General features: G+C 68.2%; 13 protein-coding genes. 8 read left to right on the top strand and 5 right to left on the bottom strand.

The genetic code is table 11. The features are described 5' to 3' along the window. Positions 1–95 precede the first annotated feature (95 nt). Entirely contained in the window at positions 96–1,091 is a 996-nt protein-coding gene (locus tag NKJ07_RS17150; RefSeq protein WP_318568007.1) for an ArsR/SmtB family transcription factor, read from the top strand. Between the two features lie 188 nt (positions 1,092–1,279). Here NKJ07_RS17150 and NKJ07_RS17145 read toward each other — a convergent pair whose 3' ends face one another. Further along, positions 1,280–1,795, bottom strand: a complete 516-nt coding sequence (locus NKJ07_RS17145) for a metallophosphoesterase (RefSeq protein ID WP_318568006.1) — start codon at positions 1,793–1,795, stop codon at positions 1,280–1,282. 92 nt (positions 1,796–1,887) lie between these two features. Here NKJ07_RS17145 and NKJ07_RS17140 point away from each other — a divergent pair, with 92 nt between their 5' ends. Beyond that, positions 1,888–2,832, top strand: coding sequence for a cation diffusion facilitator family transporter (locus NKJ07_RS17140; protein ID WP_318568005.1), 945 nt, complete (start codon positions 1,888–1,890; stop codon positions 2,830–2,832). A 235-nt stretch (positions 2,833–3,067) separates the two neighbouring features. Continuing rightward, positions 3,068–5,398, top strand: a complete 2,331-nt coding sequence (locus NKJ07_RS17135; protein ID WP_318568004.1) for a choice-of-anchor I family protein — start codon at positions 3,068–3,070, stop codon at positions 5,396–5,398. Positions 5,399–5,485: 87 nt separating this feature from the next. On the opposite strand, the gene NKJ07_RS17130 is transcribed toward NKJ07_RS17135, so the two are convergent. Together NKJ07_RS17130 and NKJ07_RS17125 are read right to left on the bottom strand one after the other, a co-directional pair. Continuing rightward, on the bottom strand, positions 5,486–6,517 hold the full coding sequence (locus NKJ07_RS17130; RefSeq protein WP_318568003.1) for a threonine aldolase family protein: 1,032 nt from the start codon (positions 6,515–6,517) through the stop codon (positions 5,486–5,488). Positions 6,518–6,784: 267 nt separating this feature from the next. Next, a complete protein-coding gene (locus tag NKJ07_RS17125; protein WP_318568002.1) occupies positions 6,785–7,075 on the bottom strand; it encodes a GYD domain-containing protein in 291 nt (96 codons plus the stop codon). Between the two features lie 112 nt (positions 7,076–7,187). Between NKJ07_RS17125 and NKJ07_RS17120 the strand changes: the two genes are divergently transcribed. The 3 genes from NKJ07_RS17120 (at position 7,188) to NKJ07_RS17110 (ending at position 9,744) form a co-directional block, all read left to right on the top strand. Next, entirely contained in the window at positions 7,188–8,231 is a 1,044-nt protein-coding gene (locus tag NKJ07_RS17120; protein WP_318568001.1) for an SMP-30/gluconolactonase/LRE family protein, read from the top strand. A 65-nt stretch (positions 8,232–8,296) separates the two neighbouring features. After that, entirely contained in the window at positions 8,297–9,400 is a 1,104-nt protein-coding gene (locus NKJ07_RS17115; protein ID WP_318568000.1) for an aminopeptidase, read from the top strand. Positions 9,401–9,591: 191 nt separating this feature from the next. Next, positions 9,592–9,744 carry a hypothetical protein gene (locus tag NKJ07_RS17110; protein WP_318567999.1) on the top strand — a complete coding sequence of 51 codons (153 nt, stop codon included), beginning with the start codon at positions 9,592–9,594 and terminating at the stop codon, positions 9,742–9,744. A 23-nt stretch (positions 9,745–9,767) separates the two neighbouring features. Here the strand turns inward: NKJ07_RS17110 and lrp are convergent, their stop codons facing one another. Next, complete coding sequence (gene lrp / locus NKJ07_RS17105; RefSeq protein WP_318567998.1) at positions 9,768–10,229, bottom strand: HTH-type transcriptional regulator Lrp; 462 nt, start codon at positions 10,227–10,229, stop codon at positions 9,768–9,770. A gap of 126 nt (positions 10,230–10,355) precedes the next feature. Between lrp and glnA the strand changes: the two genes are divergently transcribed. Next, positions 10,356–11,726 carry a type I glutamate--ammonia ligase gene (gene glnA / locus NKJ07_RS17100; RefSeq protein WP_318567997.1) on the top strand — a complete coding sequence of 457 codons (1,371 nt, stop codon included), beginning with the start codon at positions 10,356–10,358 and terminating at the stop codon, positions 11,724–11,726. Positions 11,727–11,830: 104 nt separating this feature from the next. Here glnA and NKJ07_RS17095 read toward each other — a convergent pair whose 3' ends face one another. Next, the gene (locus NKJ07_RS17095) at positions 11,831–12,685 is read right to left on the bottom strand and encodes a phosphatase PAP2 family protein (protein WP_318567996.1); all 855 of its coding nucleotides are present in this window, start codon (positions 12,683–12,685) and stop codon (positions 11,831–11,833) included. Positions 12,686–12,738: 53 nt separating this feature from the next. Here NKJ07_RS17095 and NKJ07_RS17090 point away from each other — a divergent pair, with 53 nt between their 5' ends. Further along, positions 12,739–13,380, top strand: coding sequence for a DedA family protein (locus tag NKJ07_RS17090; protein ID WP_318567995.1), 642 nt, complete (start codon positions 12,739–12,741; stop codon positions 13,378–13,380). The last annotated feature ends 110 nt before the right edge of the window (positions 13,381–13,490 follow it).

Raw genomic sequence — 13,490 nt, 5'->3', positions numbered from 1 at the left:
CGGTCCCGTGTGTCCTGCGCGGGGTTGCCGCGACGGTCGGTCGAGGACGACTCGTGAAGCAACACTGATACGCGCGGCGCGAAAACGCCCGACCGATGGCCGGTCTGCTGCCCTCCAAACCCGATATCGACCCGAGCGACGAACCGCGGGTCGTCGGCCTCGACTCGGACGCCGCCGACGAACTCATCGACGCCCTCTCGTCGACCACCACGCGAGAAGTGCTCGCCGCCCTCCACGAAGAGCCCGCTGCCGCCTCGGCGCTCGCCGAGCGCGTCGACACCTCGTTGCAGAACGTGCAGTACCACCTCCGCAAGCTAGAGGACGCGGGTCTCGTGGAGGTGGGCGACACGGTGTACTCCGAGAAGGGCCGGGAGATGAACGTCTACGTCCCCGCCGACCGCGCCCTCGTCGTCGTCGCCGGACGCGAGGAGGAGACGACGGGGGTGAAAGCGGCGCTCTCGCGCCTCCTCGGCGGGGTCGGCGTCCTCGGCGTCGCCAGCGTCCTCGTCGACCGGCTCGCCCGACGCGGCCTCTCGGTCGGCCTCGGTTCGGCCGGTGGCGGAGGTGGTGCCGACGGCGGTGCCGCACCAGCGCAAGCGCCCGAAACCGAAGCCGCAGGGGACGCGGGGACGAGCGCGAGCGTGGGTGACGCGGCGACGGAGACCGAGACGCCGACGGCGACCGAAATCACGACCCAGCCCCCGACCGACGGCGGCGGCTTCAACATCGCCGAGGCGACGACGACCACGACCGGGCCGACCGAGGCGTCGACTCCAGCGGGCACGGCCGCCGAGACGGTCTCGACCGCCGAGCCCGCGACGGCCGCGACCCAGACCCCGACCGAACTGGCGGGGACGGCAGGGACGACGACCCCGCTGCCGACCGCGGGATCGACGCCGACCCCGGCACCGATCGCGACGCGGACGGCCACCGAGATCCCGCAGGCCGATCTGACCACGACGGTCGAGACGGCCGCCGCGGCCCAGCCGTCAGTCGTCGACGGCCTCGCGGCGTCGCCCGGACTGGTCTTCTTTCTGGGCGGGGCGACCGTGCTGTTCGGGGGCTTCGCCCTCTGGTGGGTGACGCGATGAGATGACGCGGCTCGCGGCGCGTGGGAGATAGGTAAAACCGCTATTTGACTCTTAGGTGACCTCTTGAGTCCGAACGTCGTACGTCCGAGTGCGCCCGGTTCGGTCCCCCTGACGCATCGGCCCTCCATCCATCGCTGCCCTCCCACGCTCCCACCCAGACCGACCGGGTGCGGTTCAGTTCCTGTTCCTCACCGCCGACGCGTGAGCGTCGTCCGCTCGAACGCCTCGCCGTCGGGCGTCACCAGTCGACAGCGGACGCCGTCGGTGACGGCGTCGAGTTCGGCGTGTCCGGACCGGTTGCCCCGTGGCTGGGCGTGGCTTCCCGGATTGAGCAGCGCAACCGGACCGGATCGGTCGAGCATCGGCCGGTGGGAGTGCCCGAAAACGACCACGTCCGCGTCGCGCTCGCGGCCGAACAGCGATAGCGCCGTCGGTCCCCCTCGTCGGGTGTGAGTGACGGCAAACGTCAGCCCGCCGTATTCGAAGTTCCTCGCGCGCGGGAGCCGGTCGCGGACGGCGTCGTCGTCTGTGTTGCCGTAGACGCCGAGCAGCTCCGTCGAGACGTCGTGGAAGGCGTCGAGCACTGGTTCGCGGTTGAAGTCGCCCGCGTGGACGACCAGGTCGGCCTCGCGGACGGCGTCGAGCGTGCGGCCCGCGAGTCGATGGTCGGTTCGGGCGTGCGTGTCGGAGACGACGACGAGCATACCGGGGGGAAGCGGCGACGGTACAGGAAGGTACCGGCGCGGACCGGACGAAAGACCCAAACAGGTAACACGGGTCCGCGACTCCGGGGCGTATGGGCAGTAGTACCTCCGTCGTCCTCGCCGCGCTCGTGGCCAACGGGGCCATCGCGATCCTGAAGTTCGGCGGCTTCCTCCTCACCGGCAGTCCCTCGATGCTCTCGGAGACGTACCACTCGATCTCCGACACCGGCAACCAGGTGTTCCTGCTCGTCGGCATCCGCTACAGCGGCCGGAAAGCCGACCGCAAGCACCCGTTCGGCTACGGCAAGGCGCAGTTCTTCTACGCGTTTCTCGTCTCCGTCCTCCTGTTCGGCATCGCCGGCTGGGAGTCGCTGAAACACGGCTACGACGCCGTCCTCCACCCCGGTCACGGCGGTGGCGGAAGCACCTTCACCCTGTTCGGGACGACGATCGATCCCTTCTTCGTGAACGTCGTCGTCCTCGTCGGCGCGATCGCCTTCGAGACGTACGCGTTCGCGAAGGCGAACGCGGAGATGAACCGGCAGATCACGGCGTACGGCTGGTCGGGGATCGTCGAGGCGTTCAAGAAGACCAGCGACGTCACCACCCTGACGGCGTACACCGAGGACGCGATCGCCCTCGCCGGCGCGGCCATCGCCCTCGTCGGTATCGTCCTCACGCGGGTGACGGGCAACCCGATCTACGACTCGTTCGCCGCCGTGATCATCGGCCTCTTGCTGATGGGGTTCGCCGTGGCGCTCGCGTGGGAGAACAAGCGGCTCCTCCTCGGCGAGTCGCTCCCGAAGGACGTCGAAGACCGCCTCCGGGAGACCATCGCCGCCCACGACGGCGTCGTCCACATCGATCGCTTCCGGACCGTCTTCTTCGGCCCGGGGGACGTGCTTGTCGCCGCCGACGTGAGCTTCGACGGTGACCGCGACACGGGCGATATCGACGACGAGGTCACGGCGATCGAGGACGAACTCCGCGGGCTCGACGACCGGATCGGGATGGTCTACATCGAACCCGAGGTGTGAGCGACTCTCCCCCGTCGATCGGGGTGGCGGCCTTCCGAGTAGTGGTGAGGCCTCCCGTGTCAGAGGCTACGTACGGGACAGTGTACCATGTGTGTATGAGGAGTACATCAGTGGACTGCGGTGTGCTCTGATGAACCAGTTCGCTGTTGACGGCTACAACGACCTCAAAACTATTCTATATCTGAAAATATAATATGATGAACAGAAATAACTCGGTCGGCCGAAACCGTCGCGTGTGAGAGATTCACAGCGACTCACACGGTTCGGACGCCGGGGCTTTCTCGGCCTCTCCGGAAGTACTGCACTCGCACTGCTGGCCGCGCCGGCGGCCGCGGACAGCGACGTGACGGCGGCTGACGGACAGGCGGTGTTCCAGGCCGAAGGCGGTGCGGTCCCACAGCGCGGGACCGTCCGCCTCGAATCGATCGGCCGGTACGAGTCGGGGCTGTTCGACGAGGGCGGTGCCGAAATCGTCGACTACCACCCGCCCACGCAGCGACTGTTCGTGATCAACGCCGACCTCGGCGGCGTCGACGTGCTCGACGTCTCGGACCCGACGGACCCGGCGAAAGTCGCCGCGCTCGACGTGGCGGGCGAACTCGCCGGCGTGAGCAGCGCCAACAGCGTCTCGGTTTCTACCGACGCCGTCGCCGTCGCGATCGAGGCCGAGAACGCACAGGACCCGGGACAGGTCGGCTTCTACGACCCCAGCACGCTCGAACTGCTCGGGACGGCGACGGTCGGCGCGTTGCCCGACAAGGTGACGTTCACGCCCGACGGACAGACGGCGCTCGTCGCCAACGAAGGGGAACCGAGCGACGACTACTCCGTCGACCCCCAGGGATCGGTCAGCGTCATCGACGTCTCGGCGGGCGCGGACGCGGCCACCGTCAGTACGGCGGATTTCAGCCGGTTCGACGGCATGGAGGACGAACTGCGGGAGCGGGGGATCAGAGTATTCGGGCCGGGCGCGAGCGCCTCGCAGGACTTCGAGCCCGAGTACGTCACGGTGAGCGACGACTCGGCGACCGCGTGGGTCTCGCTGCAGGAGAACAACGCGATCGCCGAGATCGACGTCGAGAGCGCGACGGTGACAGAACTCCTGCCGCTTGGATTCAAAGACTACAGCCTCGCGGGGAACGAACTCGACGCCAGCAACGAGGACGGCGGCGTCAATATCCGGAACTGGCCGATCAACGGCATCCTCCAGCCCGACTCGATCGGCGCGTACAGTCCCGACGGGGAGACGTATCTCGTCACGGCCAACGAGGGCGACAGCCGCGACTACGACGGGTTCAGCGAAGAGAGCGAGGTCGCCGATCTCGACCTCGACCCCGACGCGTTCGACTTCGACGCGATCGAGGGGATCGACAGCGTCGAGGAACTCCAACGGCCAGAGAACCTCGGTGCGAAGGGCGTGACGACGACGCTCGGCGACACCGACGGCGACGGCCGCTACGAGGAGATCTACGTCTTCGGCGGACGCTCGTTCAGCATCTTCAGCACCGACGGCGAGCGGGTGTTCGACAGCGGGAGCGACTTCGAGCGCATCACCGCCGAACGGTTCCCCGAGCAGTTCAACAACGACAACAACGAGAGCGACCCCGACGGCCGCAGCGATAACAAGGGCCCCGAGCCCGAGGGGCTCACGCTCGGCCAGGTCGGCGACCACCACTACGCGTTCATCGGTCTCGAACGCATCGGCGGGGTGATGGTGTACGAGATCACCGATCCCGAGTCGCCCTCGTTCGTCCAGTACATCAACGAGCGGGACTTCTCAGTCGACATCGAGGCGGAGATCGAAGACGGTGACGCCCCCGCGGGTGCTGCCGGCGACCTCGGCCCGGAAGGGCTGGCCTTCGCGACCGCAGCGGAGAGCCCGATCGACGAGCCGCTCGTCTTCGTGGGCCACGAGATAAGCGGGACCACGGTGGTCTTCCGAGTGGCGACCAGCGTCCTCGGTGTCGGGTCGGTAGCTGTTCGGCCCGAGAAGGCCGCGACCGTCGACCTGGACCTCCTCTCCGCGCGCTCGGGCCTGTCCGGGGGGCGACTGAGCGTCACCGTCTACCACCCCGAAGTCGCCCGGATCAGGGGGGCGACGTACGGCGACGCGCTCGGCCTCACCGCCGAGCCCGAGGTCGCCGCCGACGGCGCGTCGGTCACGCTGGAACTGTCCGACGTCGACCGATCAATCGAGCCCGGGACCGACGGCGTCACCCTGGCGTCGATCACGCTCGAAGGCGTCAGCGCCGGGACGGCCGACATCGGCGTCGAGGTCGAGGCGTTCGACGACGACGCGGGCAACCGGATCGACCCGACCGTCGATCGGGGACTCGTCGTCACGGGCCCGCCGGTGGTCACGGGGACCGAACCGCCGGTCGACGTCGACGGCGACGGCGCGTACGAGGACGTCAACGGGAACGGCCGGCTGGACTACGACGACGTGGTCGCGCTGTTCGGAAACATCGAGAGCGACGCGGTACAGCTGAACAAGGAGGCGTACGACTTCAACGAGAACGGTCGGCTGGACTACGCCGACATCGTCACTCTCTACGACGAGGTCTGAAGGTCAGCAGCCGGCCGACCACGCATCGATTCTCCCGTCCGCAGCGGAACGCCGAGGTGTCTCCGCGGGCGACGTCTCCCGTCGGGGTCAGGCGCGTCGTTCCGAGACGGCCGCGGCGATCTGCTCGACCGCCTCGTCGACGTCGGCGCGGGAGACGTCGAGGTGGGTGCACAGCCGGGCCGAGTGCGCGTCCCGCGCATTGAACGCGACGCCGCGGTCCGCGGCCGCCTCGACGAGATCCGGGGCCGAGACCGATCCCGTCTCGACCGAGAGCATCACGATGTTCGTGTCCGGCTCGGGCGCCGCGAGCCCCGGGACGTCGTCGAGCCCCGCGGCGAGCGCGCGGGCGTTCGCGTGGTCGTCCGCGAGACGAGCGACGTTCTCCAACGCGAGCAGGCCCGGTGCGGCGATGATCCCCGCTTGCCGCATCCCCCCGCCGAACAGTTTGCGAACCCTGCGAGCGCGGTCGACGAACGCCTCGGAACCCGCGAGGATCGACCCGACGGGCGCGCCAAGGCCCTTCGACAGGCAGAAGTTGATCGTATCGACGGGTGCAGCCAGTTCCTCGGGGGGCGTGTCGAGCGCGACGCTCGCGTTGAAGAGGCGGGCTCCGTCGAGGTGGACGGGGACGCCGAGGTCGTGAGCGGCGTCGGCCGCGACCGCGGTCTCGTCGGCCGAGACGGCGACGCCGCCGCGGCTGTTGTGGGTGTTCTCCAAGCAGAGGAGCCCCGTCCCGGGGCGGTGCAGTGACTCCGCGACGTACGCGTCGTGGACCTGTTCGGCCGTCGGAACCGCGCGGGGGCCGCAGTCGGTCATCCGCGCCTGCACGCCGGAGAGATCCGCGACGCCGCCGAGTTCCCACTTGACCACGTGGGCCTCGTCGTCGACGACGATCTCCTGGCCGCGATCGGTGTGTGTGCGGACGGCGATCTGGTTCCCCATCGTCCCCGAGGGGACGAACAGCGCCGCGTCCATCCCGACCGCGTCCGCCGCGCGGCGTTCGAGTTCGGCCACGGTGGGGTCGTCGCGGTAGACGTCGTCGCCCACCTCGGCGTCGCGGGCGGCCGCGCGCATCTCCTCGGAGGGACGAGTGACGGTGTCCGAGCGGAGGTCGATCATGGCTGTCGGGAGTCGACCGAGCGTCAAAGCGGTGTTGGTCGGACGTCGAAGCGATGTGGTTCTCGGGTCGGAGGAGCCCCGACGCCACGCGGTACCGGGGTGCAGTGGCGGTTGGCGCGTGGGACAGTCCCCTGGCACGGTCCGATCCCGTCGGTCGGTGTCGGCCCCCGGTCTCGGTCCCGTCGCTCGATCCTGATTCGATTCGCCCCGTAGTCCGTAACCTTTTAAAAAAACCCACCACGGCCGCGACGGCGCGGCTGTCCCGGCTCAGAGCGCGTCGCAGACGTCGCGGTACTCGCCTTCGGTGAACGCCCGTAGCGTCTCCGTCCGGACGGCCCCGCCCTGTGCGATGGTGAGCATCGTCTTCGCGTACGACTCGTCGTCCGGAAACGTCGAGACGACGACGGCGTCGTACTCGCCCATCGTGAGGAAGAACTGGCTCAGTTCGCCGCCGTGTTCGGCGGCGATCTCCCGCGCCCGCTGGAGCCGCTCGGGGCTTTCGTTCATGTGTGCGATTCCCTGCTCCGTGTACTCGATCAGCGTGAGATACGTCGGCATGGTTTCTCCCCGATCGTGAGATGCGTGCTCGAGTGGCATGGTCTTTTTTCGACGGAGAGCGGAGTGTCAGGTCGACCGTAACGCGGATACCGGCAGCGTCCAAGCCGTACCCGTGGCGGGTCACGACTCACTGACACGGCGGGCGATGCTCGCGACCGGGGTGACGGCGCTCGTCGGCGTCGCCGGCTGTGGCGCGCAGTCGGGGACGACCGACAGCCCGACAGCGGCCGAGACCGACACCGCGACCGCGGCGGCGACCGACACACCGACCGACACGGCAACCGTGACCGACACGCCGGCCGACACCACGACGCCCGGTGCAGGAGCCGACGTCCTCGTTTCGGTGCCCGGCGAACGGGTCCCGGAGAATCTGGGGTTCGACGCCGACGGGAACCTCCTGTTCGGGATCACCGCCGGGGAGGTACGACGGCTCTCGAGTGAGCGTCTCGGCGAGACGGACCTGACGCTCGACGACACCGAACAGGTCGCGACGCTCCCGGGTGCGATCGGCGTGGAGGCCGGCCCGGCCGGGTCGGTGTACGTCGCCGTTCCGGGCGAGCAGAGCGGCGTCTGGCGCGTCCCCAGCGGGGGTGAGCCGTCGCTGCTCGGCGCGATCGACGGCTTCCCGAACGATCTGGTGTTCGACGCGGCCCGGGACCGCGTGCTCGTCACCGAGTCGCAGAACGGCACCGTCTCGGCAGTGTCGACCGGTGGGGAGGTGACGACGTGGCTCGACGACGACCGCCTCGACACCGAGGGGTTCGGCGCGAACGGGCTCACCGTGGGCGCGGACGGCAGCGTCTTCGTCGCGGTGACCCAGGCACCGGACGAGACCGGCCGGCTCGTCGAGGTCCCGACGAACGGCGACGGGACGGCGGGCGAGCCGACGACGTTCTACGAGGGCGGGGAGCTGTTCGGTGCCGACGGTATCACGGCCCGCGGCGACGACGTGTACGTCGCCGTCAACAGACAGAACCGGGTCGTGACGGTGTCGCCCGACGGGGCGGTCGAGGCGGTCGCTGACGCCGACGATGGGCTGGTCTTCCCCTCCGACGTGCTGTTCGGCACGACCGAGCCGTACGAGGAGACGCTGTTCGTCTGCAACTTCGCCAACCAGAGCCCCGAGGAGGGCGGGGTACTCCGGACGCGGCCCTGATCGAGAGCGTCAACCACCCGATGTGACGCCGAAAGACCGATGGGCCGGGGGCGGAACGGTGGAGTATGGACCCACGCGTTCGCGAACACGCGGAGATCATCGCCGACCACTCGACCGGCATCGAGGCGGGCGAGAACGTCGTCATCTCGATGCCGCGAGAGGCCGAAGCGCTCGCCGTCGCGCTCCACGAGATCGTCGGGGATCGGGGGGCGAACCCGATCTACCTGAACAACTCCGAGCGGGCCTCGCGGGCGTTCATGCGGGCACGCGCCGACGACGAGAGCGACGGCGGCGAGTTCGAGACACCCGCCCATCAGTTGGCGCTGTACGAGGAGAGCGACGTCGTCGTCGTGGCCCGTGGCGGGGCCAACGTGAGCGAACAGTCGGACGTCGCACCGGAGACGACGGCGGCGTACCGCCGGGCGATGCAGCCGGTGTTGAAAGAGCGGCTCTCGAAGCGGTGGTGTCTCACGCAGTTCCCCACTTCCGGCCACGCCCAGCTCGCGGGGATGAGCACCGAGGCGTACGAGAACTTCGTCTGGGACGCCGTCACGCTCGACTGGGACGCCCAGCGCGACCACCAAGCGGCGATGGTCGAACTCCTCGACGACGCCGACGAGGTGCGCATCAGGTCGGGTGAGGGGACGGATGTGACGATGTCGGTCGCGGGGAACACCACGCTGAACGACTACGGCGAGAAGAACCTCCCCGGAGGAGAGGTGTTCACCGCCCCCGTGCGCGACTCCGTCGAGGGCGAGGTCCACTTCGACATGCCGCTGTACCGCCAGGGGCGCGAGATCGAGGGCGTGCGCGTCAGGTTCGAGGACGGCCGCGTCGAGTCGTACTCGGCGGAACGGAACGAGGCAGTGCTCGACGGCGTCTTCGATACGGACGAGGGCGCGCGGTATCTCGGCGAGTTGGGCATCGGCATGAACCGGAACATCGACCAGTTCACCTACAACATGCTGTTCGACGAGAAGATGGGCGACACGGTCCACATGGCCGTCGGCGCGGCGTACGAGGAGTGCGTCGGCGACGAGAACGAGGCGAACGAGTCGGCCGAACACGTCGACATGATCGTCGACATGTCCGAGGATTCGATCATCGAAGTCGACGGGGAGGTCGTCCAGCGCAACGGTACGTTCGTGTTCGAAGACGGGTTCGAGTAGCCCGAGAGGGGTACTTTTGATCCTGGTTTTGCCGAGCGACCGAGTGGACGAGCGGCTCGTTTAAGTATAAACTTCAATATTCAAAGTAAAATCGACGAATAGCGACCGTGACCGTCCCGAACGGGGAAACCACCCGACAGTGGGCCGATTCGCGGCGAAGGTTTATGTCGGTACAGTGGTGTCTGTCGACCATGGCGAAGGTCACCTGTGCACGGTGCGGCCGCGACATCGCGATGCACGAACTCGAGGCGAAGACCGTCGCACGGCGCGGCGGCTTCGACACCCGATACCGGTGCCCGTTCTGTCACGAAGACGTCAAGGACGTCACTGACAGCTTGGCGTAACGTCGCGATCGGAGCGACGGACGTTACTCGTCTTGGATGTCCAACTCGAACTGTTCGTTTTCGACCACGGCGTTGAGGACGACCGACGTGTTCGACTCGCGGATATCCGCGTCGGTCAGCAGCGCCTTGATCTGTCTGTTCATGCCGTCCGTGTCGGTGAACTTGCCGATGGCGATGATGTCGTAGTCGCCCGTGACCTCGTAGACGGAGATCATCTGGCGCTGGTCCTTCAGCCGCTCCGTGATCTCGGGGAGCGCGCTTCCCTCCACTTTCAGTTGGATGATGGCGGTGACGTCGTAGCCGAGCGCGTCGTAGTTGACGATCGGTGTGTAGCCTTCGACGACCCCCTCGTCTTCGAGGTCGCGGAGGTGGTTCGAGACGGTCGTCACGGAGACGTCGAGATCTTCCGCGAGGCTTCGGAGGCTGGCGCGACCGTCGCCGAGCAGCGCGTTGATGAGCTTGGCGTCGAGGTTTTCGTACGTCATTACAGTTCAAAACACGTCGGGGGGTTTAGAACTTTACGAATGACCAGTTCTCTGAACGCCACTGGTGACCTTGCACTAAGCGACAAGGTCTTTATACTGGCTGTATAGGCGTAGAGTGTCCAGAAGATGACGGACGAACATACAGCACCAGACGGCGGTTTGACTGACGAAGCACAGGCTGTCCTGGACGAGATCGACGAGAAAGACGTCGACTTCCTTCGCCTCCAGTTCACGGACATCCTCGGAACGATCAAGAACGTTGCAGTACCTGCATCGCAGGCAGAGAAAGCGTTCACGGAGGGAATCTACTTCGACGGCTCCTCCATCGAAGGGTTCGTCCGTATCCAGGAGTCGGACATGCGGCTCAAGCCCGATCCGGAGACGTTCGCGGTTCTGCCGTGGCGCACCGACGAGTCGGGCTCCTCCGCGCGACTCATCTGTGACGTCATCGACACCTCGACCGGCGAGCCGTTCACGGGCGACCCGCGATACGTCCTGAAGCAGGCGCTCGCCCGGGCGGAGGAGATGGGCTACGAAGTGAACGCCGCGCCCGAACCGGAGTTCTTCCTCTTCGAGGAGGACGAAAACGGCCGTGCGACGACCAACACCGCGGACCAGGGCGGCTACTTCGACGTCGCCCCCAAGGACCTCGCGTCGGACGTTCGCCGTGACATCATCTACGGCCTCGAGAGCATGGGCTTCGAGATGGAGGCCAGCCACCACGAGGTCGCCCGTGGTCAGCACGAGATCAACTTCGAGTACGACGACGCGCTCACGACCGCGGACAACGTCGCGACCTTCCGGATGGTCGTCCGCGCCATCGCGGCCGAACACGACCTCCACGCGACGTTCATGCCGAAGCCCATCCCGCGTATCAACGGCTCCGGGATGCACACGCACATCTCGCTGTTCACGGACGGCGAGAACGCGTTCCACGACGACGACGACGAGTTCAACCTGAGCGAGACGGCCCACGCGTTCCTCGCGGGCATCCTCGAACACGCCCCGGCGCTCGCCGCCGTCACCAACCCGACGGTCAACAGCTACAAGCGACTCGTCCCCGGCTACGAGGCACCCGTCTACGTCGCGTGGTCCGACCGGAACCGCTCGGCGCTCATCCGCAAGCCGGCCGCACGCGTCCCGGCCGCCTCGCGTATCGAGGCACGCTTCCCCGACCCGTCGTGCAACCCGTACCTCGCGCTCGCCGCGCTCATCCACGCCGGCCTGGACGGCATCGAGCAGGACCTCGACGCCCCCGACCCGATCCGCGAGAACATCTACGAGTTCGACGAGGCCAAGCGCGAGGAGTACGGCATCACTACCCTGCCGTCGAACCTCGGCGAGGCGCTCGACGCGCTGGAGGCCGACGAGGTCGTCCAGAGCGCGCTCGGGTCGCACGTCACCGAGAAGTTCATCGAGGCCAAGACGCACGAGTACGACGAGTTCCGCGTCGACGTCTCCCAGTGGGAGCTCGACCAGTACCTCGAGAAGTTCTGACCGCGACGCCACACCCACGACCGCGTTTTTTATACTGACTACGGAGCCGACGGCGTCCGCGTCGGCCGTCCCCGGGGCGTGAACGCCGTGGCAGTCCCGAGAGTTCACTCGACGAGCCGTGCGGCTACGCGCGGTAGCACGAACAGCAGCCCGACGCACCCGCCGGCGAGCCCCATCGTCAGCAGGTCGGGGATGGCCGACGCCTCCGCGGCGGCACCGACCGAGAGGAGGCCCCCGAGGACGACCGGGAGGCCGACGGTCGCGACCGCCGTCCCGCGCGGGGAGAGCGACGGGCCGACGGACGCGACCGTCGGTTCGACGGCGCGCCAGCCGACCCACCCGCCGAGCGCTCCGCCGACGGTCAGGAGCGTGTTCACGGAGCCCGACAGGAAGAGGGCGACGAGGGCGGCAGCGGCGGCGATGGCGAACACCCGGTCGACGGCGGCGTGGGTGGGTGGCTGGCCGCGGTCGCGCCACGTGGCCGCGAGGACGACGCCGACGAGGGCGAGTCCCACGGCGGTGCCGACGACGACGTCGACGAGGTAGTGGACGCCGATGACGACGCGGGAGGCGGCGACGACGGGGACCACGCTCGCCGCGAGGGCGAGACGGCGGCGACGACGCCCGACGTCGAGCGCGACCGCGGCCGTCCCCCACACGACGGTCGCCCCGAGAGCGTGGCCGCTCGGGAAGCCGTAGCCGTCTTCGAGCGCGCCGGGGGGACGCGGGAGCGCGAAGGTGGACTTCAGCGCGAGCGTCACCCCGAGGGCGACGAAGGCGGTGGCGAAGACGAACCCGACGCGACGCCGGTCGAGCCCGATCCGGTCGGCGACGGCGTACAGCAGGGCGAGGCCGCCGAGGAGCGCCCACGGGTCGCCGAGGCGGGTGAGGAGGCCGAACAGTTCGACGACGACAGGGGGGAACTCAGCAACGACTGCGAGTTCACCGAGTCCGCGCATGGAAGAGAAGACGAGACAAGAGACATATACTGCGGTGGTTCCTACCCGGTGATGTGGTCACGGTCCAGGCGCTCACCGACGGGATCATCGCCTTCGTCGAGGCGTACGGCTACCTCGCGCTGTTCGTCTTCATCGTGCTCGAGACGGCGTGGATCATCCACTTCGCCCCCTCGGAGGTCGTCATCCCGTTCGCCGCGGCGTATCTGGTCTCGACCCCGACGGAGTTCGCGCTGTTCGTCGTCGTCGGGACCGTCGGGGCCGTGATCGGGAGCCTGCTGGCGTACTACCTCTTCGGCGTCAACGGCGACCGGATCCTCCAGCGGTACGGCCACGTTCTCAGAGTCCCCGAGTCGGAGGTCGAACGGAGCAAGGCGTGGTTCCGTCGCTGGGGCGAGGGACTCATGTTCTGGGGACGGGTCGTCCCCGTCCTCCGGACGCCGATCTCGGTGCCCGCCGGCTTCGCCCGCATGGACCTCCAGCGGTTCACCGTCTACTCCTTCGGTGGCTGGGCGATCTACAACGCGGCGCTGGTGTGGCTCGTCTACTCGGGCAGCGGCGAGCGCGCGCCCATCGACTACGTCCTCGGGCCGCTGTCGCGGACGGTGGAGTCGAACCCCGCGGTCGTCGCCGCCCTCGCGGTCGTCGCGAGCGCGGGCGCGGTCGCGTGGTGGCTCCGACGCGAGCGGGCCGTCTGAGACGGCGAGACGCCGGCCCGGCGGGTCGTGTCCGGCGGACTGTCGGGGATGACGGCGTCCGGACGGCCGCGCCCGCGCCGCGTGATCGGGCGTCCCCCTCGTCGGTTGTA

Source organism: Salinigranum marinum, from assembly GCF_024228675.1.
Classification (GTDB): Archaea; Halobacteriota; Halobacteria; order Halobacteriales; family Haloferacaceae; genus Salinigranum; species Salinigranum marinum.
The sequence above is the reverse complement of the archived record's forward strand: the minus strand, read 5'-3'. Positions and strand labels throughout refer to the sequence as shown.

Bases quoted from the DNA above. Each gene is read 5' to 3' on its own strand.
- NKJ07_RS17110 (WP_318567999.1), top strand. From the start codon at position 9,592: ATGGCGAAGGTCACCTGTGCACGGTGCGGCCGCGACATCGCGATGCAC.
- NKJ07_RS17150 (WP_318568007.1), top strand. From the start codon at position 96: ATGGCCGGTCTGCTGCCCTCCAAACCCGATATCGACCCGAGCGACGAA.
- NKJ07_RS17145 (WP_318568006.1), bottom strand. From the start codon at position 1,795: ATGCTCGTCGTCGTCTCCGACACGCACGCCCGAACCGACCATCGACTC.
- NKJ07_RS17140 (WP_318568005.1), top strand. From the start codon at position 1,888: ATGGGCAGTAGTACCTCCGTCGTCCTCGCCGCGCTCGTGGCCAACGGG.
- lrp (WP_318567998.1), bottom strand. From the start codon at position 10,229: ATGACGTACGAAAACCTCGACGCCAAGCTCATCAACGCGCTGCTCGGC.
- NKJ07_RS17095 (WP_318567996.1), bottom strand. From the start codon at position 12,685: ATGCGCGGACTCGGTGAACTCGCAGTCGTTGCTGAGTTCCCCCCTGTC.
- NKJ07_RS17115 (WP_318568000.1), top strand. From the start codon at position 8,297: ATGGACCCACGCGTTCGCGAACACGCGGAGATCATCGCCGACCACTCG.
- glnA (WP_318567997.1), top strand. From the start codon at position 10,356: ATGACGGACGAACATACAGCACCAGACGGCGGTTTGACTGACGAAGCA.
- NKJ07_RS17130 (WP_318568003.1), bottom strand. From the start codon at position 6,517: ATGATCGACCTCCGCTCGGACACCGTCACTCGTCCCTCCGAGGAGATG.
- NKJ07_RS17125 (WP_318568002.1), bottom strand. From the start codon at position 7,075: ATGCCGACGTATCTCACGCTGATCGAGTACACGGAGCAGGGAATCGCA.